The 25,870-nt window shown below is 43.7% G+C and carries 26 protein-coding genes, 1 other RNA gene and 1 pseudogene; 6 read left to right on the top strand and 22 right to left on the bottom strand.

The window, feature by feature from the left end; all coding sequences use genetic code 11:
* Nucleotides 1-13: 13 nt before the first annotated feature.
* The 7 genes from EDD59_RS06505 to EDD59_RS06535 all read right to left on the bottom strand — a co-directional run bounded on the left by EDD59_RS06505 (nucleotide 14) and on the right by EDD59_RS06535 (nucleotide 5,023).
* A complete protein-coding gene (locus EDD59_RS06505; RefSeq protein WP_132380123.1) occupies nucleotides 14-706 on the bottom strand; it encodes an iron-sulfur cluster assembly scaffold protein in 693 nt (230 codons plus the stop codon).
* 96 nt (nucleotides 707-802) lie between these two features.
* The gene (locus EDD59_RS06510) at nucleotides 803-1,318 is read right to left on the bottom strand and encodes a CinA family protein (RefSeq protein ID WP_132380359.1); all 516 of its coding nucleotides are present in this window, start codon (nucleotides 1,316-1,318) and stop codon (nucleotides 803-805) included.
* Between the two features lie 2 nt (nucleotides 1,319-1,320).
* On the bottom strand, nucleotides 1,321-1,863 hold the full coding sequence (pgsA, locus tag EDD59_RS06515) for a CDP-diacylglycerol--glycerol-3-phosphate 3-phosphatidyltransferase (protein WP_132380126.1): 543 nt from the start codon (nucleotides 1,861-1,863) through the stop codon (nucleotides 1,321-1,323).
* Nucleotides 1,863-3,185, bottom strand: coding sequence for a 30S ribosomal protein S12 methylthiotransferase RimO (gene rimO / locus EDD59_RS06520; protein ID WP_132380129.1), 1,323 nt, complete (start codon nucleotides 3,183-3,185; stop codon nucleotides 1,863-1,865). The genes pgsA and rimO overlap by 1 nt, the downstream gene beginning before the upstream one ends.
* A gap of 57 nt (nucleotides 3,186-3,242) precedes the next feature.
* Nucleotides 3,243-3,485, bottom strand: a complete 243-nt coding sequence (gene rpoZ, locus EDD59_RS06525) for a DNA-directed RNA polymerase subunit omega (RefSeq protein WP_132380131.1) — start codon at nucleotides 3,483-3,485, stop codon at nucleotides 3,243-3,245.
* A 3-nt stretch (nucleotides 3,486-3,488) separates the two neighbouring features.
* Nucleotides 3,489-4,127: a guanylate kinase gene (gene gmk, locus EDD59_RS06530; protein ID WP_132380134.1), complete on the bottom strand. Its 639-nt coding sequence runs from the start codon at nucleotides 4,125-4,127 to the stop codon at nucleotides 3,489-3,491.
* Between the two features lie 17 nt (nucleotides 4,128-4,144).
* On the bottom strand, nucleotides 4,145-5,023 hold the full coding sequence (locus EDD59_RS06535) for a YicC/YloC family endoribonuclease (RefSeq protein ID WP_132380136.1): 879 nt from the start codon (nucleotides 5,021-5,023) through the stop codon (nucleotides 4,145-4,147).
* Between the two features lie 220 nt (nucleotides 5,024-5,243).
* Between EDD59_RS06535 and EDD59_RS06540 the strand changes: the two genes are divergently transcribed.
* Nucleotides 5,244-6,995 (top strand): Rqc2 family fibronectin-binding protein, encoded by a 1,752-nt coding sequence (locus EDD59_RS06540; RefSeq protein ID WP_132380139.1) that lies wholly within the window; start codon nucleotides 5,244-5,246, stop codon nucleotides 6,993-6,995.
* A gap of 67 nt (nucleotides 6,996-7,062) precedes the next feature.
* On the opposite strand, the pseudogene EDD59_RS18430 reads toward EDD59_RS06540, so the two are convergent.
* The 3 genes and pseudogenes from EDD59_RS18430 to pheA form a co-directional block, all read right to left on the bottom strand.
* A pseudogene (locus EDD59_RS18430) lies at nucleotides 7,063-7,854 on the bottom strand (DUF6612 family protein); the annotation flags it as partial.
* A 3-nt stretch (nucleotides 7,855-7,857) separates the two neighbouring features.
* Complete coding sequence (locus EDD59_RS06550; RefSeq protein WP_132380141.1) at nucleotides 7,858-9,153, bottom strand: ATP-binding protein; 1,296 nt, start codon at nucleotides 9,151-9,153, stop codon at nucleotides 7,858-7,860.
* A gap of 35 nt (nucleotides 9,154-9,188) precedes the next feature.
* Nucleotides 9,189-10,319: a prephenate dehydratase gene (gene pheA, locus EDD59_RS06555; RefSeq protein WP_132380143.1), complete on the bottom strand. Its 1,131-nt coding sequence runs from the start codon at nucleotides 10,317-10,319 to the stop codon at nucleotides 9,189-9,191.
* A 193-nt stretch (nucleotides 10,320-10,512) separates the two neighbouring features.
* On the opposite strand from pheA, the gene EDD59_RS06560 reads away from it, so the two are divergent.
* The 4 genes from EDD59_RS06560 (at nucleotide 10,513) to EDD59_RS06575 (ending at nucleotide 12,608) form a co-directional block, all read left to right on the top strand.
* Nucleotides 10,513-10,875 (top strand): putative ABC transporter permease, encoded by a 363-nt coding sequence (locus EDD59_RS06560; protein WP_330571964.1) that lies wholly within the window; start codon nucleotides 10,513-10,515, stop codon nucleotides 10,873-10,875.
* 94 nt (nucleotides 10,876-10,969) lie between these two features.
* The gene (locus EDD59_RS06565) at nucleotides 10,970-11,197 is read left to right on the top strand and encodes a nitroreductase family protein (protein ID WP_132380147.1); all 228 of its coding nucleotides are present in this window, start codon (nucleotides 10,970-10,972) and stop codon (nucleotides 11,195-11,197) included.
* 11 nt (nucleotides 11,198-11,208) lie between these two features.
* On the top strand, nucleotides 11,209-12,129 hold the full coding sequence (gene pyrB / locus EDD59_RS06570) for an aspartate carbamoyltransferase (RefSeq protein WP_132380150.1): 921 nt from the start codon (nucleotides 11,209-11,211) through the stop codon (nucleotides 12,127-12,129).
* Nucleotides 12,130-12,173: 44 nt separating this feature from the next.
* Nucleotides 12,174-12,608 carry an aspartate carbamoyltransferase regulatory subunit gene (locus EDD59_RS06575; protein ID WP_132380152.1) on the top strand — a complete coding sequence of 145 codons (435 nt, stop codon included), beginning with the start codon at nucleotides 12,174-12,176 and terminating at the stop codon, nucleotides 12,606-12,608.
* A 223-nt stretch (nucleotides 12,609-12,831) separates the two neighbouring features.
* Here EDD59_RS06575 and EDD59_RS06580 read toward each other — a convergent pair whose 3' ends face one another.
* The 12 genes from EDD59_RS06580 to EDD59_RS06635 all read right to left on the bottom strand — a co-directional run bounded on the left by EDD59_RS06580 (nucleotide 12,832) and on the right by EDD59_RS06635 (nucleotide 24,434).
* A complete protein-coding gene (locus EDD59_RS06580) occupies nucleotides 12,832-13,863 on the bottom strand; it encodes a 3-deoxy-7-phosphoheptulonate synthase (RefSeq protein ID WP_132380155.1) in 1,032 nt (343 codons plus the stop codon).
* Between the two features lie 121 nt (nucleotides 13,864-13,984).
* An RNA gene (gene rnpB / locus EDD59_RS06585) (RNase P RNA component class A) lies at nucleotides 13,985-14,336 on the bottom strand.
* 133 nt (nucleotides 14,337-14,469) lie between these two features.
* Nucleotides 14,470-14,946 carry a ribonuclease HI gene (gene rnhA, locus EDD59_RS06590; RefSeq protein ID WP_132380157.1) on the bottom strand — a complete coding sequence of 159 codons (477 nt, stop codon included), beginning with the start codon at nucleotides 14,944-14,946 and terminating at the stop codon, nucleotides 14,470-14,472.
* Nucleotides 14,936-15,649, bottom strand: a complete 714-nt coding sequence (locus tag EDD59_RS06595) for an MBL fold metallo-hydrolase (RefSeq protein WP_132380160.1) — start codon at nucleotides 15,647-15,649, stop codon at nucleotides 14,936-14,938. Before EDD59_RS06595 ends, rnhA begins: the two co-directional genes overlap by 11 nt.
* Nucleotides 15,646-16,110, bottom strand: a complete 465-nt coding sequence (locus EDD59_RS06600; protein WP_132380162.1) for a MogA/MoaB family molybdenum cofactor biosynthesis protein — start codon at nucleotides 16,108-16,110, stop codon at nucleotides 15,646-15,648. The genes EDD59_RS06595 and EDD59_RS06600 overlap by 4 nt, the downstream gene beginning before the upstream one ends.
* A gap of 90 nt (nucleotides 16,111-16,200) precedes the next feature.
* Nucleotides 16,201-17,478 (bottom strand): amidohydrolase, encoded by a 1,278-nt coding sequence (locus EDD59_RS06605; RefSeq protein ID WP_132380165.1) that lies wholly within the window; start codon nucleotides 17,476-17,478, stop codon nucleotides 16,201-16,203.
* A gap of 4 nt (nucleotides 17,479-17,482) precedes the next feature.
* Nucleotides 17,483-18,304, bottom strand: a complete 822-nt coding sequence (locus EDD59_RS06610) for a purine-nucleoside phosphorylase (protein ID WP_132380167.1) — start codon at nucleotides 18,302-18,304, stop codon at nucleotides 17,483-17,485.
* Between the two features lie 224 nt (nucleotides 18,305-18,528).
* Nucleotides 18,529-20,001 carry a stage IV sporulation protein A gene (spoIVA, locus tag EDD59_RS06615; protein ID WP_132380170.1) on the bottom strand — a complete coding sequence of 491 codons (1,473 nt, stop codon included), beginning with the start codon at nucleotides 19,999-20,001 and terminating at the stop codon, nucleotides 18,529-18,531.
* A 57-nt stretch (nucleotides 20,002-20,058) separates the two neighbouring features.
* Entirely contained in the window at nucleotides 20,059-21,051 is a 993-nt protein-coding gene (locus EDD59_RS06620) for an NAD(P)H-dependent glycerol-3-phosphate dehydrogenase (protein WP_132380173.1), read from the bottom strand.
* A 19-nt stretch (nucleotides 21,052-21,070) separates the two neighbouring features.
* Complete coding sequence (plsY, locus tag EDD59_RS06625; protein ID WP_132380175.1) at nucleotides 21,071-21,715, bottom strand: glycerol-3-phosphate 1-O-acyltransferase PlsY; 645 nt, start codon at nucleotides 21,713-21,715, stop codon at nucleotides 21,071-21,073.
* A gap of 3 nt (nucleotides 21,716-21,718) precedes the next feature.
* A complete protein-coding gene (der, locus tag EDD59_RS06630) occupies nucleotides 21,719-23,047 on the bottom strand; it encodes a ribosome biogenesis GTPase Der (protein WP_132380178.1) in 1,329 nt (442 codons plus the stop codon).
* Between the two features lie 73 nt (nucleotides 23,048-23,120).
* A complete protein-coding gene (locus EDD59_RS06635) occupies nucleotides 23,121-24,434 on the bottom strand; it encodes a DUF512 domain-containing protein (RefSeq protein WP_132380181.1) in 1,314 nt (437 codons plus the stop codon).
* 207 nt (nucleotides 24,435-24,641) lie between these two features.
* On the opposite strand from EDD59_RS06635, the gene EDD59_RS06640 reads away from it, so the two are divergent.
* Complete coding sequence (locus EDD59_RS06640; RefSeq protein WP_132380184.1) at nucleotides 24,642-25,820, top strand: ribose-phosphate pyrophosphokinase; 1,179 nt, start codon at nucleotides 24,642-24,644, stop codon at nucleotides 25,818-25,820.
* Nucleotides 25,821-25,870 lie beyond the last annotated feature (50 nt).

The raw sequence follows: 25,870 nt of genomic DNA on the forward strand, positions 1-25,870 counted from the left end.
AATAGTCTCCCTGCTATTCTTTGCGGGGGTCGATAATCTTTACAGCTTCGTCAACACGTCCGTACTGGCCCTGTGCCTTTTCCCATGCTTCGTTAGGTGTGTCTCCTGCCTTGATGAAATCTGTCAGTTTTCCAAGACTTACAAACTGATATCCAATAATCTCATCATTGGCATCCAATGCAATTCCTGTCACATAGCCTTCTGCCATCTCCAGGTAACGGGGACCCTTTGCAAGTGTTCCATACATTGTACCAACCTGGGAACGAAGTCCTTTTCCCAAATCCTCCAGACCTGCACCGATTGGAAGTCCATCTTCGGAAAATGCACTCTGGGTTCTTCCGTAAACAATCTGCAAGAACAGTTCTCTCATCGCTGTGTTAATAGCGTCACAGACAAGGTCTGTATTCAGTGCTTCTAAAATAGTCTTTCCGGGAAGTATTTCTGATGCCATAGCTGCAGAATGAGTCATTCCTGAACATCCGATTGTCTCAACTAAAGCCTCCTGAATAATTCCGTCTTTTACGTTCAGTGTCAGCTTACAGGCTCCCTGCTGCGGTGCACACCAGCCTACACCGTGTGTCAGACCGGAAATATCTTTAACTTCTTTTGCCTGTACCCATTTTGCTTCTTCCGGAATCGGAGCTGGTCCGTGATTTGCACCCTGTGCTACCGGACACATCATCTCTACTTCATGTGAATAAATCATGTTAAAACTCCTTTCAATGTGTGGTTCTTGTTATACTTTTAACGCCGTACAAGTGACATTTTCCCACAATTCCCGCCATTCGTCAATCGTTACTTTTTACAAACCTTCTATTTCCTTCAGTGCCAGTTTTAAAGCCTCTTCTACCGTGGAAATTCTGTTTTCCATGCGGCTCCCGTTAAACTGGCATTTTACAACATTAATCCTTCCAGAGATATAACATCCTATATATACCAGCCCCACCGGCTTCTCTGCCGTGCCGCCTCCGGGGCCTGCAATACCGGTGGCACTCAAAGCCACATCTGCGCCTGCCGCTTTTGCGGCCCCCGCTGCCATTTCTCTTGCTGTCTGTTCGCTGACTGCACCATAACGTTTCAAGGTCTCGCGGTCCACACCTACCAGACGTTCCTTTGCCTCATTGGAATAGGTGATATATCCTTCACTTAAAACGTCTGAAGCCCCGGCAACGTTGACCAGAGTTCCCGCAATCATACCTCCCGTGCAGGATTCTGCCGTTGTTATAGTAAGCTTCCGTTTTGTCAGTTCATTCACCAGACACTCCTCCAGCTCTATCCCATCGTCCTTCGTTTTCCGCCACATCCGATCCGGATACATCATTACATTCCTCCCTGTGTCAGCACCTGCCTGTTCTTCCACACATAATCTATCAAAGATATAATAGTCAGTACAAGCGCAATCCATACAAATATGGAGCCAATTACATCAAAAATACCACCCAAATCTGCAATCAGTACGATAACCATTGCCATCTGAAACACGGTCTTGAACTTTCCCCAATAGCTTGCCGCAATCACAACCCCGCTGTCAGAGGCCACCAGACGGAATCCGCTGATGATAAATTCCCTGCTGATAATCACAATAACAATCCATGCCGCCAGTTTATCCATCTCTATCAGACAGATCATAGCAGAACATACCAGCAGCTTATCCGCCAGAGGATCCATAAACTTTCCAAAGTTGGTGACCAGGTTATACTTTCTGGCAATTTTTCCATCCAGTAAATCGGTCAGGCTGGCCACAACAAATAGAACCAGTGCAATCCACTTATTGGCTGTTCCTCCCACATCTGTAAGCATAAAAAACACAAAAATTGGAACCATAATAATTCTTAATATCGTCAGTTTGTTTGGCAAATTCATTATATCAGACCTCCTATCAAATCATAATCTGCTGCGCCGGAAACTTTTACTTTTGCAAAATCCCCTGAATTTAATTCTTCCTCCGTATTGACAAAAATCAGGCCGTCCACATTTGGTGCATCCCTGTAAGTCCTGCCAACGTAAGCATTTTCATCTGCCACTTTTCCTTCAATCATTACAAGGACTTCCTGCCCTATCATGTTTTCTGCCTTTTCAAATGCAATGTTTTGCTGGAGCCCCATCAATTCAGCCTGCCGTTTCTCTTTTATCTCCTCTTCAATCTGATCCGGCATTGCAGCCGCAGGTGTATCTTCCTCCGGTGAATAAATAAATACCCCCAGCCTGTCAAATTCCATTTCATCTACAAATCCCATTAATTCTTCATGCTGTTCATTTGTCTCGCCGGGAAAGCCTGTAATCAATGTTGTGCGAAGGCAGATGTCAGGAATCTCTTTTCTAAGCTTACCGATGACAGTAATCAGTTCCTGCTTCGACGTCCGCCTTCCCATCCTTTTGAGTATCGTGTCATTGGCATGCTGGATTGGCAGATCTAGGTAATGGCAGACTTTTTCTTCTTCTTTCATAACCTCTATCAGTTCATCAGTAATTTCCTCCGGATAGCAGTACATCACACGGATCCAACGGATGGAATTTATTTTACACAATTCTTTCAAAAGCAGATGCAGAGACTTCTTTCCATAGATATCCTTCCCGTAAAGAGTGGTCTCCTGTGCAACAAGGATTAATTCCCTTACTCCCTGCTCTGCCAGGTATCCTGCCTCCTCCAGAAGTTCCTCCATGGGAACGCTTCGAAAATTGCCCCGAATCTTCGGAATGATACAGTAGGTACAATGCTTATCACACCCTTCTGCAATCTTCAGGTAAGCAAAGTGCCCTCCTGTAGTCACCAGACGTTTTGTGGGAACTTCCGGCAGGGCATTCATATCTTCCATGGTGACAGAATGATGACCTTTAAGTGCCTCGTCTATGACATCCAGAATCTTGTCATAGGAAGCTGTTCCAAGGACCGCATCTACCTCTGGAATCTCATCCAAAACCTCCTGACGGTAGCGCTGGGCCATACACCCGGTCACAATGAGGGCCTTGAGGTGCCCCTCTTTTTTATATCTCGCCATCTCCAGAATATTCTGAATGCTCTCCTCCTTTGCATCCCGGATGAAACAACAGGTATTTACCACTATAATATCTGCTTTTGTCTCTTCATCTGTCATCTCATATCCTCTGGATGCCAGGAGCCCCAGCATCACTTCACTGTCAACCAGGTTCTTGTCGCACCCAAGAGAAATAAACAGTATCTTCATTAAATCCTCCTATTTTGAAAGGCAGATACCCTATGTGCATCTGCCTTCTTTTTATCTCTATTCTTCTGTGTTTCCGGCGATAATTTTCAACTTTCCTTCATTCAGTTCTTGAACCGCCGTCGAAAGAGGCTTCTGGCCTTCCTTTGCAGGTATCAGCGGTAATTCTCCATCAATCAACTGTCTTGCCCGCTTGGAGGTTGCCATCACAATAGAGTAACGGCTGTTTACAATCTTTGTCTCGCCCTCTTCAATATCCTGGTTTACGACCTGCATCAAATCCGTGTAAGATGGATGTAACATATCTTATGATTCTCCTTTCAAACTTCTGTTCAATTCTTCTTTTATTCCCTGTATAAATTCTACATTGCGGAAGCTTCTGGAATGCTCCGCCTGTATAATCGCGTGCATCTCTTCCGCACAGCGGCCAAGCTCATCATTCACGACAAGATAATCATACTTGTCCATTCCTGCGGCCTCTTGTGCAGCACGCTTCATCCGGCACTCAATTACTTCCATTGTCTCCGTGCCTCTGCCCACAAGCCGTTTTTTAAGCTCATCTGCATCAGGTGGAGTGACAAATAAAAGCAGGGTCTCCGGAAAAGCCTCCTTTACCTTCAATGCTCCCTGAATCTCGATTTCCAGAATAACATCCCGCCCCGCGTCCAATTGTTTTTCCACATAGTCACGGGGTGTACCATAGTAATTTTCTACATACTTAGCATACTCTATCAGTTCTTCTTTCGCAATCTTTTTTTCAAATTCTTCCGTTGTCATAAAGAAATATTCTCTTCCGTGGACCTCCCCTTTTCTTGGCCTGCGGGTTGTTGCTGAGATAGAGAGGGCATAATTTTCCCCATGGCGCCTAAGCAGCTCCTTCATTAAAGTTCCTTTTCCGGAACCGGAGAAACCGGACACAACAATCAAAATTCCTTTCTTACTCATAACTGGCTTATCTTCCTTTACTCAATATTCTGAATTTGTTCCCGCACCTTTTCAATCTCCGTCTTGAGATTTATAGCACAGTTGGATACTTCTAAATCATTTGCTTTGGAGAGAATTGTATTCGCCTCACGGTTCATTTCCTGGGCAATAAAATCCAGCTTTCTTCCGACACCCTCTGCTTCGCCCAGAGTGGATCTCATATGGCTGATATGGCTCTTCAGGCGCACTACTTCCTCATCGGTGCAGATCTTATCGGCAAAAATAATCACCTCCGCCGCGATCCTGCTCTCATCTATTTGAGTATCTTTCAGAAGTTCCCCAACCTTTGCCTCCAGCTTCTCACGGTACACTGCCACAATCTCGGGGGAATGTTCTTCTATCACAGCAACCACTTTCTCCATGCCGCCTAGTTTATCCATAATATCTCTCTTCAGATTCTCTCCCTCTGTCGTCCTTGTCTCCACAAACTGTCCAAATGCACCTTCCAGTGCTTCTTTCAAACCACTCCAGAGTTCTTCCTCATCCTCGCTTTGCTCTTCCATTGTAATCACCTCGGGACAGCGTAAAAGTGTGGATACACATACATCATTTTCCAATCCGAATTCGTCTTCCATCTGTCTAAAATATCTCAAATATTCCGCAGCCAGAAATGCATTGTAATTCAAAGACACCTGATTCTCAGACGTATCTTCATAGGTAATGAAAACATCAATCTTTCCTCTGCCGGCATACTGCTTCAGCAGAGACCTTATTGATGCCTCAAAAAAATTAAGCTTCTTCGGCATTCTGATATTCACATCCAGATAACGGTGATTCACACTCTTTAACTCCACCGTAAACTTTCTGGGGCCGCTCATAACCTCGCATCTTCCAAAGCCTGTCATGCTCTTTATCATGTCTGTATTTCCTTCTCTTCTTCAATTAGTTAGCCACAGTTCAGCCGTAAGTTCAATCATGTCCATAGGCATTGTAAGTTATTATACTCCAGTTCCCCGCCCCCGGTCAACCTTAGTGTTTCATAACTTTGGTATTTGTGATATACTTGTAACAGTTCAGCCATCAGCTCAAATTCGCATGGCTGAACTGTTGCAATGAATTGTGTTGGAGGAATTTATTATGGCATTTGACGGAATTACTGTGGCCTGTCTGGTCCACGAATTAAGAGAACAACTATTAGGGGGGAAAATTGCGAAGATTGCACAGCCTGAGACAGATGAACTGCTTCTCACTGTAAAATCTCCTGCAGGGCAAAAGAGACTCAGCATCTCTGCAAGTGCATCACTGCCCCTTATTTATCTTACTGAATACAATAAGCCGAGCCCTATGTCTGCCCCTAATTTCTGTATGCTTCTCCGCAAGCATATCAGCAACGGCCGAATTACAGACATATATCAGCCTGGTCTGGAACGTATCATTCACTTTACCATTGAGCATCTGGACGAGTTGGGAGATGTCTGCCAAAAAGATCTGATTGTGGAAGTGATGGGTAAACACAGTAATATTATTTTCTGTAATACAGAAGGCCTGGTTATTGACAGTATTAAGCACGTATCCGCACAAATGAGCTCTGTCCGAGAGGTTCTGCCCGGCAGAGAATATTTTATCCCGGATACTTTGAACAAATCTGACCCTCTGACTGTGAAAGAGCCGGAATTTATCGAAAAACTTATAGAAAAGCCGCTTCCCCTGTCAAAGGCCATTTATACAGCCTTCACGGGCATCAGCCCTGTTGTGGCGGAGGAAATCTGCTTTCTGTCCGGCATAGATTCTTCCATTACACCAAAAGAGCTTTCCGTAGATGTGCTGCGGCATTTATATAATCAGTCTGATCTTTTCTTTTCCGCTGTAAAAGAAGGGAGGTTTTCTCCTGCCATCTATTATGACGGCCAGAATCCAAAAGATTTCTCCGCATTGCCACTGACCCATCTCTTAGGCTATACCCGAAAAGAGTTTCCGTCTATGTCTCAGGTTCTGGAGACTTATTATGCTTCGAAAAATGCACTCACCCGCATCCGGCAGAAGTCGGCAGATTTGCGTCAGGTTGTGCAGACTGCACTGGAGCGCAGCCGGAAAAAGCATGATCTACAGTTCAGACAGATTCGTGATACAGAAAACAGGGATAAATACAAGGTTTACGGGGAGCTCATTAACACTTACGGCTATCACCTGGAGGAAGGGGCAAAAAAACTGGAGGCCCTGAACTATTACAATAATGAAATGATTTCTGTTCCTCTGGACTCTGCAAAAACTCCCCAGGAGAATGCCCAGCGTTACTTCGATAAATATAATAAGCAAAAGCGTACCTATGAAGCACTCTCCAAATTTATTCAGGAGACAAAAGATGACATTACTTATCTGGAATCTATCAGTGCCTCTCTGGATATTGCCATGACCGAAGATGATCTGGCTGAAATTAAGGAGGAACTCATCACCTCCGGTTACATACGCAGAAAGCTTACTAAGAAAAAAGTACGTATAAAAAATAAGCCGCTTCATTATATTTCCAATGACGGTTACCATATATATGTGGGGAAAAATAATCTTCAAAATGATGAGCTTACATTCCACTTTGCCGTGGGGAGCGACTGGTGGTTCCATGCCAAAGGCACGCCCGGCTCCCATGTTATTGTCAAAACAGGGGGGGATACTCTGCCAGACCGTACTTTTGAAGAGGCCGGCCGTCTCGCTGCCTACTATTCCAAAGCCCGGGGCGGAGAAAAGGTAGAAATCGACTATGTGGAAAAAAAGCATGTGAAAAAGCCCAAGGGTGGAAAACCCGGATTTGTTGTCTACTATACAAATTATTCTCTGGTGATAGACAGTGACATCTCTCAGATTCAGGAGGTAAAGTCAAATACCTCGCAGTAAGCTGCGGGAGCAGGCCATTACTTTCATCGGCTCCCGTGTTGTCAGGGAGCCTTTGCCGTTTTTTTATATCCGCAGGCACTTCAATTTTCTGTGCCTGATTAAACCCAGTATACTCCAATTTAATCATAAAATTATTTACATTTGTACTCTTATCATTCTGATCATATAAATCATTCATAACATCTGTCATATCTATCATAATCCTAGCCGGAAGCAGCTTTTCTTTATATATGTCTATCGTAATGGGTACCCTCAATTTTGCAATTGTATCTTTCCCGGGAATATCAACCAGTCCGAAGGCACCCACCATATCCAGTCCCATAAACTGCAGAAGTTCCTTTCCTGTTACATCCCCGTACATTTCATAGCATTCTTTTTTTCCTACCTGAACCGGTTCCTCTGCGATTCTGAAAGCCTTGAGAGCTTTTCCTGACTCCTGAAACAGGCTCCCATTCAGAGCATTGGTCTTTGGGTTTTTTGATATCTCCCTGCTCCATTGTCCGTACATACTACTGTAGGTGACAAATTCTTTGCCTTCTGTTACCTGATATATTTCTATATCACTTCCAACCTCTGCTCCACGCATATTCACCTGAGCAGTTCCCTTTGCATGTCCTGCCATGGGCTTCGTTGTATTTTCCATATCCATATCCATGGTAATCTTGGTGGTTTCCAGAACATCCTCCAATTCAATATCCATATTCAGGGAGTTGGAAACAGTCTTCACCTTTGCCAGGTTGTCTGTCACTTTTATCATAAGTCTTTCAGGTGTCATTTTACGGGTGCATCCCGCAGCACTGTTTATGCAGCATACACAGATCAGCAAAGTGCAGATCGTCTTTTTAATATACATTTTCATAAATCAGCCTTTCTGACCCAGCAGATAATCCACAAACTGCTGTGCCGTCCTGCCTGTCATTCCTCCGTGGGTCAACTCCCACCTATTTGCCTGCATAAGGAGTTCCTCCTCAGGCATTTCTATTGCATTCTGCCTTGCCAGTTCCTTTACTATCTGGTGAAATTCTTTTTTATCCGGCGAGCCAAAGTAAATGGTTACACCAAACCTAGCAACGAGAGACAATTTTTCCTGAACCGTATCGTTAGTATGCAGTTCTTCATCCCTGTCCGCTTTATCTTTAAATGTCTCACGTACAAGGTGGCGGCGGTTGGATGTGGCATAAATAAGAACGTTATCCGGTTTTTTCTCCAGTCCGCCCTCTATCACGGCCTTCAGATATTTGTACTCAATCTCAAATTCCTCAAAAGATAAGTCATCCATATAAATAATGAATTTATAATTTCTGCTCTTAATCTGGGCAATCACATCATTCAAATCCCGGAACTGATGCTTGTAAACCTCTATCATACGCAGTCCTTTGTCGTAATACTGATTCAGAATTGCTTTAATGGAGGAGGACTTTCCCGTCCCTGCATCTCCGTACAAAAGACAATTGTTTGCCCTTCTGCCTTCCACAAAGGCCTTTGTATTATCAATTAACTTTTTCTTTGCAAGCTCATATCCTACCAAATCATCCAGGTGTACATGGGCGATATTCGTGATGGGGACAATCTCAGTTTCTTCTCCCTCCGGATGCTCCACCCTGAATGCTTTGTGGAGTCCAAGCTTTCCCACCCCAAATTCCCGGTAGAACTGTGTCAGGATATCTTTAAATGCAGCCACGTCAGAAGCTTTCCCCAAAGCCTTTGCCAGATAACAGATTCTGTCACGTATACGCTTATTAAATACTTTGCTCCCCTCATTTATATTTCTATATTTTTCCAATATAGAGAAAGAATCTGTTTTCAGTTTCTTCTCCATATTTTCAAAATCATAATCAAACAATTCTTTAAACACTGCAAAATCACGAAGGGCAATTTCATTGATGCTGCCTTCCACCGGTCCTACAATTTCACAGGAGGTGCTGTATGCATTTTCATCACTGGCCAAAAGAAACGTCAGGTAAACGTGCCATAAATTCCCCTCAAACCCATGACTTACAGATAATTCAAGAAGGGTATTTATACAGTCAAAAAACAACGCTCTCAAGTCTTCCCTATTATAATATTCATTGTCATAGTTTTCCATCAGAAACGTCATATCATGAAGGATACTTCCATATTCCATGTTTTTATACAACATTAATTCATTCGTACGCATATCTTTCCTCTTCTTCAGTGTGCCGGAGCACTTATTTAATAATTTCCCAGTATCTTTAAATTCATTGCTTCTTCCCGCAGGCCGCGGATTGCATTTTTTACTGCTGCATCTGCCATGTTCCCTTCAAAATCTGCAAAGAATCGATATTCCCAACTTTTTCCTTCCACAGGGCGGGATTCAATCTTACTCAGATTCAAATCATTGTATATAAAATGAGACAGGATATGATACAAGGAACCACTTTCATGCGGCACCTCAAAACAAATACTGATCTTGGAGGCATCCTTAAGAAAAATTTTCTGATTCGACACTACGATAAATCTGGTAGAATTATTTGGCTCATTATTAATGTTATCCTGCAGGATAGTCAGACCGTGCAGTTTGGCCGCGTATGCACTGCATACAGCTGCCTGAGACTTATCTCTATCCTCCAAAACCTTTCTTGCCGCAAGAGCTGTGTTTACCACGCTGATTTGCTGCCAGCTGCTGTGTTCATCCAGAAAACGTGAGGTCTGCATCAGGGCCTCAGCCTTAGAGTACACTTTTCGGATATCCTCCTGCTTTGTCCCCGGCAGCCCGGCAAGTGTATGGGTGACAGGAATAATTGTTTCGCCCACAATATAATTTTCAAACTCCACAAGAAGATCATATACCTCATTTACAGCTCCTGCAGAAGAATTTTCAATTGGAAGTACCGCATAATCTGCAGAGCCCTCCTCAATAGCTTCCATTGCGTCCCGGAAAGTCCTTACGTGAAAACTATTGCAGTTGTCCCCAAAATAGTGCTGCATAGCCGCCTGAGAGTAGGCGCCTTCCACTCCCTGGAATACGACTCTTGCCTTCTGCTTGTCCAGTGAAGCCACCTCAATAAATGGCAGCCGTCCCAGCGCTCCCGCTTCCACAAGAAGACGGTACTGTAATTTCCGGCTCATGGACATCAGCTGCTCATACAGCTCCTGGATTCCCTTTTTATTAAAGTCTCCGGACACTTTAGATGCCACATCTAAAAGCTTGTCCCTCTCTCTTTGGCGGTCAAATATTTTACTGCCCGTTTTGACCTTCAGCTCGCCGACTTTCCCGCAAACCTTCATTCTATTTTTATATAATTCTACAATCTGCCCATCTATCTCATCCAGCTGCAGCCTGAGCTCTTCTAATGTAGCCATTTAAAATTCTCCTTTCAAAGCCGAATGGCCATATGAAGTTTATTATAATACATTTACCTATATAATCCAAATATTTTTTGAACATGCAGCTTTAAAACTTTGCCCTGGTTGTGAAAATATCTATTTTTTGCTGGAAATATTATGTATAAATTTTCCCTTTTCAAACCATACTTCTGATATGAAAAAGAAATTTATGTTATGTGGCACCCTCGGGTGGTGTATGGAAATTATATTTACAGCGCTTCATTCATTCAAAAAAAAGGAATATACCCTAGTGGGACGCACCTCAATCTGGATGTTTCCGATCTATGGCGCAGCATGCCTTCTCACACCTCTGTGCCGCCAGCTGAAAGGGAAAAACACTGCTCTTCGGGGTGGTGTCTATACATGCTGCATTTTTCTCGGTGAATTTATCTCCGGCAGTATTCTACAAAAGCACCATGTCTGTCCCTGGGATTACAGTAAGGCCAAATACAATGTAAAGGGGGTTGTAAGATTTGACTATGCCCCTCTCTGGTTTGGAGCAGGACTTCTTTTTGAAAAAATCCTGCGTTGAACTGTTATGATTTTTTATATTTAAATTTTTGTTGAAAATGACTTTGTTTTAGTATATGATAAGTAGAAAAGAATTTTTAATAGGAGGTATATAAATGAACATTTTCAGATGTATCAAAGACCGAAGAAGCATTCACAGATACTCGCCAGATTCTATTAACCATTCTATTATTGATTCTATTGCTTCTGCAGCATCCTATTCTCCTTCTCGGGAAAACACCTTGATTACCCATTATATTACAATTGAAAATTCTTTTATTTGCAGGGAGATTATGAAAGATTTCTGCAATACTGATGAAATAAAATATGCATTAGTCATATAAGGAGGTTATTTATGAGACATTTGATGAGTCCTCTTGATTTTTCTGTTGAGGAACTGGACAAACTTTTAAATCTGGCACAGGATATTGAGGCAAATCCCGCCAAATATACCCATGCCTGCGATGGCAAAAAACTTGCCACTTTATTTTATGAACCGAGTACACGTACAAGACTCAGCCACGAGGCAGCTATGCTGAATTTGGGGGGCAGTGTCATGGGATTTTCCTCCGCCGATTCAAGTTCCGCCGCAAAAGGAGAAAGTGTATCGGATACAATCCGTACAGTTTCCTGTTATGCAGACATCTGCGCTATGCGTCATCCAAAAGAGGGTGCTCCTATGGTTGCCTGCCAGCACTCTTCTATTCCGGTCATCAACGCCGGGGACGGCGGGCACCAGCACCCCACACAGACATTGACAGACCTGCTGACAATCTTAAACGTAAAGGGACGGATGAATAATATGACCATCGGTCTGTGCGGAGATCTAAAGTTCGGACGCACCGTGCACTCCCTGATTCACGCTCTTGTACGATATGAAGGAATCCGTTTTCTCCTGATTTCACCAGAAGAATTAAGGCTGCCCGACTACATACGAAATGATGTACTAAAGAAAAATAATATTCCTTATGAAGAAGTCGTACGTCTGGAAGATGCAATGCCAAAACTTGATATTTTATACATGACACGGGTACAAAAAGAGCGCTTCTTCAACGAAGAGGATTATGTGCGCATGAAAGACTTTTATATTCTGGATAAACAGAAAATGAAGCTGGCACCTAAAGACATGTATGTACTTCATCCTCTACCCAGAGTAAATGAAATATCCGTTGAAGTGGACGATGACCCAAGAGCCGCATATTTTAAACAAGTACAGTACGGAGTCTATGTGCGGATGGCACTCATCCTCACCCTGTTGGACATACACGTAGATTAAGCAACTCATTTAACATATATTAGTTCTAAGAAAGAAGGAAAATCATGGTAAATCATACGTTGAATGTTGGCCGTATCTCAGAAGGTTTCGTGTTGGATCACATCCAAGCCGGTAAGAGTATGGAAATTTATAAATACTTACACCTTGACAAACTGGACTGCTGCGTTGCCATCATAAAAAACGCTAAAAGCAGCAAAATGGGGAAAAAAGATATATTGAAAATAGAATGCCCTATAGATATCATAAATTTAGACATTCTCGGCTTCATTGACCACAACATCACAGTCAACATCATCCAGGATGAAGAAGTTGTAGAAAAGAAACGTCTGACCCTTCCAAAGAAAATCAAAAATGTCATCCGCTGCAAAAATCCAAGATGCATCACCTCCATCGAGCAAGGCCTTGATCAAATATTCGTACTAACCGACGAAAAAAACGAAACCTACCGCTGCAAATACTGCGAAGAAAAATATTCATAAAAGGGGTCTGACCCTTTTGCACTCCGTTTTCAGAATATTCTGCCAACTAAGGAGAGCAGAAGTCCCCACGATTAGCCTGTGCAAGCTTGCTTGCTAAGGGCTAATCGTGGGGACTTCTATTCGGCGAGGCCGCCGAAGCGAGATGAAGCAAAGCGGAATCGAGCTTGCTCTCCTGGACACACCCATATTTTACCTCATACTCCGCCAGATTCCACATAGCATGCTAACAATTTTCCGCTATTTTATAAATCAACTGCTCCGTATCCTCCCAGCCCAGGCAAGGGTCAGTAATTGATTTTCCATATATCATATTACTGCCGATGCCCTGGCATCCCTCAACCAGGTAGCTTTCTATCATAACCCCTTTAATCAGCCTTTTCAACTCTGGATTGTAATTGCGGCTGTGCAGTACTTCACTGACAATACGTATCTGCTCCTTATACTGTTTATTTGAATTGGAATGGTTGGCATCTATCAGTGCCGCCGGATTCTTTAAATCTCTCTTGTTATACATATCTAGAAGTCTCACCAAATCTTCGTAATGATAATTTGGTATGCATGTACCGTATTTATCTACACCACCCCTTAAGATAACATGTGCAAACTCATTTCCGTCGGTTGTTACATCGCGGCCACGGTAAATAAATGTGTGGGGACTCTGTGCAGCTACTACGGAATTGAGCATCACAGAAAAGTCTCCGCTGGTAGGGTTCTTCATTCCCACCGGAATATCCATTCCACTGGCTGTCAGCCGATGCTGCTGATTCTCCACAGACCGGGCTCCAACTGCTTCATAAGACAAAAGGTCATCCAGGTAACTTCTGTTTTCCGGGTACAGCATCTCATCGGCTGTTGTCATGCCCCCTTCTTTAATAGCGCGGATATGCATTTTTCGAATGGCAATGAGCCCGGCCAGAAGGTCCGGCGCCTGATCCGGATCCGGCTGGTGAAGCATTCCTTTGTACCCTTCTCCTGTTGTCCGGGGTTTGTTTGTGTAAATTCTGGGAATAATCATCAGTTTATCTGAAACCTTATCATTCACCACTGCCAGCTTACTTACATATTCACACACTGCATCTTCATTATCTGCTGAGCAGGGACCAACTAGAACGATGAACTTATCTGATTTATCTGTAAATATATTCTGAATCTCCGCATCTCTTTTTCTTTTTAACTCCTTAATACTGTCAGACAGAGGATACTCTGCCTTCAAATCTGCCGCATGGGGCAGCCTTGCATTTATTCGCATTCCCATGACATTTTCTTCCTTTCTATTGATATTTTTCTATAAAAAATGGTGCCTGCAAAAACGGGCACCATCACTGTTTTCTTATCCCTATTTGACGCGGTTTTTGCGTACATACTCATAATCTATATTGTTAAGCAAGACGGTAAGCCGGGTTATGTCGTTGAACAATCATCTATCTAGGCCTGATGTCACCACCAGGCTCAAGCGACCTACCTAAAGCGTGACGGGCCGCCACATAGCTTTTATTCGGTCTTGCTTCGGATGGGGTTTACATGTGCCCTCTCTGTTACCAGAGAGGCGGTAGTCTCTTACACTGCCTTTCCACCCTTACCCAGGAGAAACCCGGGCGGTTTATTTCTGTTGCACTGGCCTTAGAGTCACCTCTACCGGACGTTATCCGGCATCCTGCCCTGTGAAGCCCGGACTTTCCTCGTCTACTGCCTTTCGGCACTTGCAGCCGCGATTGTCTGTCTTGCTTAACACAATTATGTATTATACTATGCATTTTTGTTCCTGTCCACAATTTACATTACAAATTTATCGAAACCAATAAACCCATCATTATAGATACATCCGAATCAGGCCCAGCAATGTAATGTGTGCCCTTATTCACTATATCAGTCCCTCATCAATTACTAATTTATCACCATCTGCTGCCCCGGTCGCCAGTTCATCACATCTTTCATTTTGAGGATGCCCATCATGCCCTTTTACCCAATGAAATGTAACACTGTGCCGCCCTTTTGCCGTCAAAAGGCGTTTCCACAGATCCACATTCTTCACAGGTTCATTTTTACCGCGCTTCCACCCTTTTTTCAGCCAACCGTCAACCCAGTGCTGGTTAAATGCATCCACCACGTATTTTGAATCCGAGTAAACCTCCACCGTGCAGGGGCGGTTCAGCACCTCCAGGCCGGCGATTACAGCCATCAGCTCCATCCGGTTATTTGTTGTCTTCACGTATCCCTGGGACAGCTCTTTTATATGTAGTTCCCCCTTTGTATCCACATACTCCAGTACCGCTCCATAGCCGCCCGGTCCGTCCGGATTTCCTCTTGCCGCTCCATCTGTGTACAATTTAACCTGCATTATTTACTGTTCCTCCGTTCTCCAGCTCAAATACCTGACCTTCCCTGGATATCCGTTGAATTTTATCTGCATACCCTTTCGTACAATCTTCCAGAAGCAGCCTGTCAAAAATTCCATAGTTATCCCAAAAATGCATAGGAAACACTTCTTTTGTTTCTGTACGTTTCATGAAGCAGTCAATTCCCCAGCAATACTGTTCACCCAGACGTGGATCTACCGGCACGAAAGCAACATCTATCTTCATTCCCTGTAGCTTATTAATCTCACGCTGATAATTGCGGCGCATCATCGTATTGTAGGCCTCGCCTTCCTCTTCCCAGTGCCACCAGTTCAAATCCCCCGCATGATAAATGGTATGTCCCTCATATCGCAGGAGAAAGGCAACACCTTCGTCGGTCGACCGCAGCGTACGTATTTTGCACCCGTCTATGCTCTTTTCTTCATTTGGAGCCATAAAAACAATGTCCCTGCCGGCTTCTGCTTCTATATCATCTGAAACAATAAAATGAACTCCGGGAATTTTCTCTCTTAATTCGAAAATATCACTCTTATAATGGTCAAAATGGGCATGGCTTATAAAAACATAAAATTTTTTACCCGCATCTGGCTTTGGCAGCTCTCCTTTATAAAAATCGAATAAAAAATACGCGGTTTCCACTTCGACGAGAAATCCGCTGTGACTTAAATAAGTTATACGCATCATTTTCTCAACATCTCCACTACATGTACTAATTCCGGAAGGATAAATTCCAGGCTTTCCTTTGCAGCCTTGGCTTTCCCCGGCAGATTTACCAGTAATGTATTATTTCTGATACCTGCTGCCGAGCGGTCCAGGATCGCTCGTTTGCTGTATCTTAGATTATAAGCCCGCACCGCCTCCGGAATCCCCGGCAAAAGCCTGTCTGAAATATCCGCCACCACATCCGGAGCACAGTCACTCTCTTCAACGCCAACAGCACCCGTGGTCAAAATCAGATCCACAGCCCCGGTATCCGACAGCCTCTCCAACACTACAGACAGCACCTTTTTATCCTCCGGCAGAACTCCTGCAGCCTTCACCTCAAATCCCACCTGTTCCAGCATCCGCTTCAGCGCTGCTGTAGCCGCACTCTCCTTTTTCGCCTTATATAAACCTGTATCCAATGTAAATATTCCCGCCTTCATCTTGCAGTACTCCTTTCTTCTTCAAAACTGCAAAGGGGACTGTCCCCTTTGTCCTCCGTTTTCAGAATATTCTGTCTTTACTCTTGATAACTATCCTAAAATACGCTGTGCCGATTCGTTTGCCTTAGCAAATATCTCCTCCTTCGAAGAATCCAGATAGTATTTCCCGTCCTGGTAGAGAATTTTTCCCCCCACCACAGTCATTTTTACATTCTGCTTGCTGCCGCTGTAGACCAGATTCTTTTCTATATTCTGAATAGGCTGCATATTAGGTTGCTGTAAATCTATCAAAATCATATCAGCCTTCTTTCCCTCTGCAATGACATCACACTCCGGCAGCCCCATCGCATGTGCTCCGTTGACTACTGCCATCTTAAGGACTTCCATTGCCGGAACAGCTTCCGGATCGTCACATATTGCCTTTTGCAGACCTGTTGTCAAAAACATCTCCCGGAACATATCCAGACAATTGTTGCTTGCCGGTCCATCAGTTCCAATAGCAACAGGAATCCCCATCTCTAGATATCTTTTTATGGGAGCTATGCCGCTTGCCAGTTTCAGGTTTGAGGCGGGATTGGTTATGACATAGAGGCCCCTTGTTTTTACAATATCAAAATCTGCCTCATCCAAATGAACTCCGTGGAACAGTCCGCCGCCGTGCCTGAACAGCCCCAGAGAATCCATATATGCTATAGGAGTCATGCCTGTCCTGCTCCGGCAGTCCTCCACTTCTTTTTTTGTCTCTGAACAATGTGTATAAACCGGAATCTTATATTTTTCAGAAAGTGCCGCAAGCCCTTCCATCAATTCTCTGCTTGTAGTATATTCCGCATGGAATCCCAGCTGATAAGATACCAGTTTGTCCGGATCATGGCTGTAACGTTTATAATCCTCCTCCACCTGCTGAAGTGTACCGCCGAAATCATTGATACTCTCGCAGATAACTGTACGAAATCCAGTCTCCTTCGCCACTTTGTCTTCCATCGGTTTATCAAGATACATATTAAAAACAGATGTGATGCCGCTTGTCAGATATTCCATAATTGCCAGCTTATTCAGCCAGTATATATCTTCCCCTGTCAGCTTTGCTTCTGCAGGAAATACCCTCGTGTTCAACCACTCATCCAGCTTCATATCATCTGCGTGGGAGCGCAGAAATGTCATCGCAGAATGTGTGTGTGCATCCTTAAATCCAGGCATCAGCAGATTTCTCTGTCCGTCTATTTCCTTATCCCACGTTTCCTTTGTATCCGGCACCTGAGGACCTGCATAGGCAATGGTGTCTCCTTTCACCCACACTTCACCATCAAAAATTTCTTTCTCTGCCTCCATTGTCAAAATTCTTACATTATAAATTCGAATGTTCATCTTATTACATCCTTTCAATAATACGTGTCACCAGACGCTCAAATTCTTTTCCCCTCTTATCTGCCACGGCCTGAACATCCAGATGACTTAATTCTTCTTCTGTGATGCCGGAGGCCATATTTGATACACAGGAAATTCCGCATACACGGACTCCCTCATGGCGGGCAGCAATAGCCTCGCAGGCTGTACTCATTCCCACAGCATCTGCCCCCATAACACCAAACATTCTGATTTCAGCGGGACTTTCAAAATTGGGACCTGTAGTCTGCAGATAAACCCCTTCCTGAATTGGGATGTTTTCTTCTTTTGCCACAGTACGGACTAATTCCATCCACTCCTCATCGTAAATATGAGTCATGTCTGGAAAACGCGTTCCCAGCTCTGACACATTTTTCCCAATCAGCGGGGAGGGTACAAAATTAGATATCTGATCAGTAATCAGCATGAAATCTCCTGCCTGAAACTTTCTGTTGATTCCTCCCGATGCATTTGTAAGAAACAGAGTCTCAATCCCCATCATCTTCATCAACCTGGTAGGGAGCACCACATCTTCCATACTGTACCCCTCATAATAGTGAACTCTCCCCTTCATTACAACTGCCGGAACGTCTCCGATATATCCAAGCAGAAACCTGCCATCATGCCCTTCCACGGTAGATACAGGAAACCCGGGGATATCCCCATAAGGGATTTCATACTCCACTTTCATATTTCTCGCATAATTTCCCAGTCCCGAACCAAGAATCAAGCCTACACGAGGCCTAAAATCAGCTACAGACTGATAGTATTCGTAACACTTCACTAGCTTTTCATATTGTCTGCTCATATCGTTCTCCTCACATTATCAGTAGTATACTATGAAAATTGTATCATATCTTTTCAAATATTAGTACCCCTAAAAACTTCTCTCATTGTCAAAATACTTCTAAAATTTACTTAGGGATTCTCATTGTTTCAATAAACAAGAATGTATTAAAAATCAAGGGGTGATTTTATGGGTTTAAAATATACCGAGTCATACCAAAATAAGAGAGAGCAGAGCTGCTCCCTCTAAATAATAATACAAACCAGTCCTCCGTTGCTGTCATTTACTACCTTTTGCATGGTGTCCTGAAGTTTTACCTGGCTTTCATCATTGATCATTGTCAGTTTATTGCGCATTCCATCCATCACCAGATCCTCGACAGACTTGCCGAATATATTTGTTCCCCACACTCCTTCGGGAGTTTCACTCTCAGCTTTTAAGTAATCTACCAGATCCTGAGCCTGTTTTTCATTTCCTACAATAGGTGCAATCTCTGTTTCGATATTTGCCCGTATCATATGAATAGAAGGCGCCTCGGAGTGGATTTTCACTCCATATTTGTTGCCCTGCTTGATAATCTGTGGGTCATCCAGTGCAATTTCCTCTTTTTTGGGGCTCACCATGCCATAGCCTTTCATCTTCACATCGGCAAAAGCATCTTTTATTTGCGCATATTCTTCCTTCATAGCTGCCAGTTCTTTCATGGCAGAAATTAATTCGTACTCTCCCTTAATGTCTGTGCCCGTCAATTCACTGAGTACCTCATAGTAATACTGCCCTGCAAGATCGATTTTGATTTTTACCTTTCCGGTATCCATTTCGATTTTTTCTATACCAGCTTTTTCTATGTAAGAGCTTTCTGTCTGAGGCGTCCTGTTGGCGGTGCTGCGTATGTCCTTCATTCCCTCCATAATCATCTTTACGTTCTGCAGCAGATCCTCCTTGATCCGATGACCTCTTGACAACATTTCTACCCATTTAGGAATATAAAATTCCACTTCAGAGATAGGAAATTCATACAGCACCTGAGCCATAATATTGTGAATATCCTCTGTTCTTAGCTGTTCACAATTCACCGGCAATACGGAAACTCCATATTTTTCTTCCATTTCCTCCTGCAGTGCTTTTGCTTCATCTCCGTGCGGCTTCTGAGTATTCAAAAGAATGATAAAAGGTTTACCAATAGACTGCAGCTCTTTAACTGTCTTTTCCTCCGCCGGTATGAAATTTTCTCTCGGCAGGTCTCCAATGCTTCCGTCTGTAGTGACCACAATACCGATTGTTGCATGGTCATGTATTACTTTTTGAGTTCCTATAGCTGCTGCCTTCGTAAATGGAATTTCATACTCAAACCAGGGTGTCTTTACCTGGCGCTCCATATCATTTTCAATGTGACCAGAAGCTCCCTCGACCATATAACCCACACAGTCAATCAGTCGTACCTTTACCTCCAGATCATCCGATAATTTTATAGAAGCTGCCTCTTTGGGAACAAATTTAGGCTCTGTCGTCATAATGGTTGTGCCGGATGCAGACTGTGGCAATTCATCCTTTGTTCTTGTTTTTGCATGTTCATCTGTCATATTGGGAAGTACAAGCAAATCCATAAATCTCTTAATAAAAGTTGACTTGCCTGTCCGAACTGGTCCCACCACTCCAATATAAATTTCTCCGTTTGTTCTCGCCTTCATATCCTTGTATAATTGAAATGAATCCATAGAAATACCCCCTTGTTCTGCTTATACCAATGTATGCACAAAAAAGGGGGTTTATTCCTAGTGTTCACTCTTCACTTCGCGGAGCATCAGTTCATCTACTGCCTCTGCTGGATTTTTCCCTTCAAACAGAACTTTATTGACCTGTTCTACAATAGGCATGGAAACCTGATATTTCTCCGCCAGTTTTGCGGCAGCTTTTGCGGAATAAACGCCTTCCACCACCATGTTCACCTCTTTCATGGCTTCCTCCATGGTTTTTCCCTGCCCCATAAGATAACCGGCCTTTCTGTTCCGGCTGTGTACGCTGGCGCAGGTGACAATTAAATCTCCAATTCCAGAAAGTCCGGTAAATGTTTCGATTTTGCCGCCCATCTTAACTCCAAGCCTTGCTATCTCTGCAATTCCTCTTGTAATCAATGCCGCTTTTGTGTTATCTCCGTAACCCATCCCATCTGCAATCCCGGCCGCCAGTGCGATTACATTCTTCAGAGAGCCGCCCAGCTCTATCCCCAGTATATCATGGCTTATATAAACGCGGAACACACGACTAATGAACATGGACTGCAGGTATTTTGCCGTTTTCTCCGTTTTCGCCCCAATGACACAGGTGGTAGGCAACCCTCTCCCCACTTCCTCCGCATGGCTTGGACCTGACAGAACTGCCACATCTGCCTGGGGTATCTCCTGCTCTATCTGCTGAGAAAGGGTCATCAGAGTCGTCTCCTCAATACCTTTTGCAACATCTACAATAATCTGCCCTTCCTTTATATAAGGGCTCATTTTCCTTGCGGTCTCTCTCGTAAATGGAGACGGCACTGCCAACACAAGAAAGTCTCTGCCCGTAAGCGCCTCCTCCAGATTACTCGTGAAAACCAACTCCCGGGGCAGCTTTACTCCGGGCAGCTTTGCCTCGTACTCTCTTTTTTCAGAGAGCATCTTTACCTCTTCCTCGCTGATAGACCAGACCGTAACCTGATGCCCGTTGTCGTGAAGTAAGAGAGACAGCGCTGTTCCCCAACTCCCAGCTCCCAACACACCTACATTTGCCATAATGCTCCTCCCTTTTCTTTTACTCGGCCGTTTTTTTGCCGCCTGAACCAAATTTATTTTCCGTACTTGCAAGAAGACGTTTGATGTTTTCTTTATGTCTGAACCATGCCAGAATAGTAAGTAATAAAACTACTATGTAAAGCTCATACCGATAGGGGGCGGTCATGTTAAATTCCCCCAGTGCCCCGAAGACAAGCACCTCCAGGAAAAATGTAGAAGAGGCCAACAGAGATCCCAGTGATACATACCTTGTAAAAATTGCCGCTATCAAAAACGCCGTCAGTGGAATGGGCACCATCAACGGGTTGAAAGATAATACGAGCCCGGCCAGCACAGCGATTCCCTTTCCGCCATTGAAATGAAGATAAAACGGGAAGTTATGCCCCAGAGTGGTGCCTATGCCTGCATACATACATAGCAATGGCAGAAAACTACTTTCTTTATATAAGTAACGCACGATGAAAATTGCTGCTACACATTTTAACACATCCCCCGCAAATGTCAAAATCCCGGCTTTCCACCCCAACACACGCACTGCATTGGTGGAGCCTGCATTTCCGCTCCCTGATTTTCTGATATCAGTATGATTTAGCTTCCCCACAAGATATCCTGTCTGCAGAAGCCCACAGGCATACCCTATCAGAAGACAAATAATCCGTTCCATAACTTATTGCTCCTTTTCCTTTCTTTCCCTGATAAAAAACTTCAATGAGATCCCTCGAAAGCCAAAGGCCTCCCGAATTTTATTTTCCAAATACCTGGTATAAGAAAAATGCATCAGCGTCTTATCATTTACAAAAATAACAAAAGTAGGCGGTTTTACAGACACCTGCGTAATATAGTACAATTTCAGTCGTTTTCCTTTATCAGAGGGAGGCTGCTGCATGGCAACGGCTTCCGACATAATCTCATTAAGCACGCCAGTGGCCACACGCAGGGTCTGATTCTCAATGATTATATCAATCCTCTCATAAAGCTTAGACAGCCGCTGTCCTGTAAAGGCTGACACAAACAAAATCTCCGCATAAGACAGATAAGACAAAACCTGACGAATCTTATTTTCATATTCCTTCATAGTTTTGTCATGCTTCTCGATGGCATCCCACTTATTTACAACAATCAGAATACCTTTGCCCCGTTCATGCGCGATTCCGGCAATCTTTGCATCCTGCTCCGTCACACCCTCCACGGCATCAATAATCAACAGAACCACATCTGCACGCTCCACCGCCGCCACGGTTCTGATAATACTGTAACGCTCCAGCTCTTCTTTAATCCTGCTTTTCCTGCGCAGTCCGGCCGTATCAATGAAAATATATTCCTTTCCATCGTGTACAATCTCTGTATCGATGGCATCTCTGGTTGTCCCCGCCACATCGGATACAATCACGCGGTTCTCGCCCAATAATTTATTGACAATGGAAGATTTCCCCACATTTGGTTTTCCCACTATCGCGATCCGGGGTCTGTCATCCTCTCCCTCTTCACCGGCCCCCTCCGGGAAATACTCCGTCACTACATCCAGCATATCTCCGAGCCCAAGCCTGGAGGCTGCCGAAATAGGAACCGGGTCGCCGATTCCAAGATTATAAAATTCATATACATCCGGCATAAATTTATCAAAATTATCCACTTTATTTACCACAAGAACAACCGGCTTTTTAGATCGGCGCAGCATATCTGCCACCTTAGAATCCGAATCCACAAGCCCTTGTTTTACATCTGTAATAAAAAGAATTACATCCGCCGTATCAATGGCAATCTGTGCCTGGTCTCTCATCTGGGAAAGAATAACATCCTTGCTGTCAGGCTCTATTCCGCCGGTATCAATCAGCGTAAAATCCTTATCCAGCCAGTTTACATCCGCATAAATCCTGTCCCTTGTAATGCCTGGGGTATCCTTTACGATAGAAATCATCTCACCTGCCAGGGCATTAAATAATGTAGACTTTCCGACATTCGGCCTTCCTACAATCGCTACTACTGGTTTACTCATATTTGTCTGCTGCCTTTCTATTCACATACTTCTTCCTAATACATACTTTTAAACTTCTTCCTAATACACACTTTTAATTTTCTCCTAAGATTGCATCTATCAAATCCTGACCGCTTGATTTTACAATATCCACCGGAACTTGTAAAGCGCTCTCCACCTCTCTGACAGTAAAGTCGTCCAAAAAAATATCTTCATCTGTTTTAAGCATATTGCAAGGGATCAGTAATACTTCTCCCAGCTTTTTCCTCTGCAGCTGTGTCATCAAATCCTGTCCTGTAATCAACCCGGATACGGTAATATTCTCACCAAAGAAATCATTTCTGATGTCATAGAGATGAACTTTAATATTTGGAAATTTTTCCTCTAATCTATCCACCATCTTTTTCAAATACGGATATGCCAGTTTCCCGGTTGCAAGCGAAATCTCCCTGACGCGGCCATCCCCCGTTAAGGCCACAATACCCTCTTCAAACTCATCCTTTAAAAGCCTGAGCATCCCCACACCATTTTCAAGCTGAAGATAACCGTCATAGCTCCCTTCTTCCGGAACTTCCTCTTCTGCCAGAATATACCACTCGTCCCCTGCGTGGATAAAATGAATACCATATTCTTCATATATCTTATCCTGCCAGCGGCCAATGAGCTGTAAAACTTCTTTTGCATCTTCTTTAGTAAAAGGTTCCAGGGGATACAGTCCGTCGCGGAACTTGCTCAGCCCTACCGGCACTACAGATACACTTCTCAAAAAGGGCAGATATCCCGTCAGATCCCGGATAGTCCTCTCCAGCTCTTCTTTATCATTTACCCCCTTACACAGTACAATCTGCCCGTTCATTTCAATTCCGCCCCGGTAGAGGATGTCCACTTTCTTTAGTGCATCCCCTGCAAATCGATTGTGAAGCATCTTGCATCGAAGTGCAGGATTTGTTGTCTGAAATGAAATGTTAATAGGCTCCAGGTGATATTTTACTATACGCTCCACATCATGGTCACTCATGTTTGTCAGCGTGATATAATTCCCCTGCAAAAATGAGAGTCTGGAATCATCATCCTTAAAGTACAGGGTGTCCCGCATCCCTGCGGGCATCTGATCTATAAAGCAAAACATACACTTATTCCGACAGGAACGGTACTCGTCCATAAGGCTCTGTCCAAATTCCAGGCCAAGCCCCTCCTCTTCATCCTTATCAATCTCCAGCTCCCACTGTTCTCCGTTCGGTTTCTCTATTAATACTACAATATTCTCGTCATCCACATAATAGTGGTAATCAAATACATCCAAAATTTCGTTCCCATTAATTTCCAGCAGTATGTCACCGGGCTCAATTCCCATCTCATCCCCAATACTGCCCGGCTGTACAAGACTTACTACATGTCCGCGTGCCATTTTTACTATCTCCTCAAATTCTATCCTTATACACTGCTATTCATTAACTACTTTCCAAGTTTATCATATTTCTTTTTAAAATGATAGCGGTTTTTCAGGTTCGTCAACAGCGCACTTGAATTTGCCCCCCAAAAATGATATAACCATATGTGTAGAAGAACTGGACTTTCCAGCTGTTCAAACTTCGTTAAACTATAGGAGAAAGCCATGTCAAACATCAACTTATTAGAAAACACACTTCCTGTCGCCCCTCTGAAAATCGTTGCTATGGAAAGCTGCAGGGCTCTGGGGGAGAAAGTCAATGACTATATTGTATCTTTCCGTCAAAATACAATTTGTGAAATCAAGTCCTCTTCTCCCCTTTATGTTAACTACGAATCTAGGAATTACCTGGTCGACTGCTGTTGCCCCAGGTTTGGTTCCGGCGAGGGGAAAGGAATTCTCAAAGAGACAATCCGTGGAACAGATTTATTTGTTATGACAGATGTATGTAATTACAGCCTGACCTATTCTCTGAACGGACGTGTCAACCATATGTCCCCCGATGATCATTATCAGGATCTCAAACGTATCATTTCCGCCGCCACGGGCAAGGCCCGCCGCATCAACGTTATCATGCCCTTCCTGTATGAAAGCCGCCAGCACAAACGTACCAAGAGAGAATCTCTGGACTGCGCACTGGCACTGGAAGAATTAAAAGACATGGGTGTTACGAATATTCTCACCTTTGATGCCCATGACCCGAGAGTCCAGAATGCAATTCCTTTAAGTGGATTTGACAGCTTCAATCCGCCTTACCAGTTCATGAAAGCATTGTTCCGTGCAGTACCGGATCTAAAAGTAGACAAAGATCATTTAATGATTGTCAGTCCCGATGAAGGTGCCATGCATCGTGCTGTTTACTTTTCCAACGTTCTCGGGGTTGACATGGGTATGTTCTACAAACGCCGGGACTACTCCACTGTAGTGGACGGCAAGAATCCTATCGTAGCCCACGAATTTCTGGGTGATAATGTAGAAGGTAAAGATGTAATTATCGTAGATGATATGATTTCTTCCGGCGAAAGCATGCTGGATGTTTCCAGGCAGCTCAAAGAATTCCATGTGGGACGCGTCTTCGTCTGCACTACCTTCGGATTGTTCACGGAAGGCTTTGACAAATTCGATGATTATTATGAAAAGGGGTATATCGACCGGGTTGTGACAACCAACCTCACTTACCTCCCCCCTGCATTATATGAAAAACCGTATTTTGTAAAAGCCGACATGAGTAAATTCCTGGCCTTAATCATTGATTCACTGAATCACGACACAAGTATCGGTGCAGTTATGAATCCCACAGACAAAATACACGCTCTTTTAGAAAGAAAAAACACGAGCTGTTAAATTTATAAAAAAGCTTCTCATTTTCAGGAATCTTTCTAAAAATGAGGAGC

Origin of the sequence: Muricomes intestini, assembly GCF_004346165.1 — a bacterium.
GTDB lineage: Bacteria > Bacillota > Clostridia > Lachnospirales > Lachnospiraceae > Muricomes > Muricomes intestini.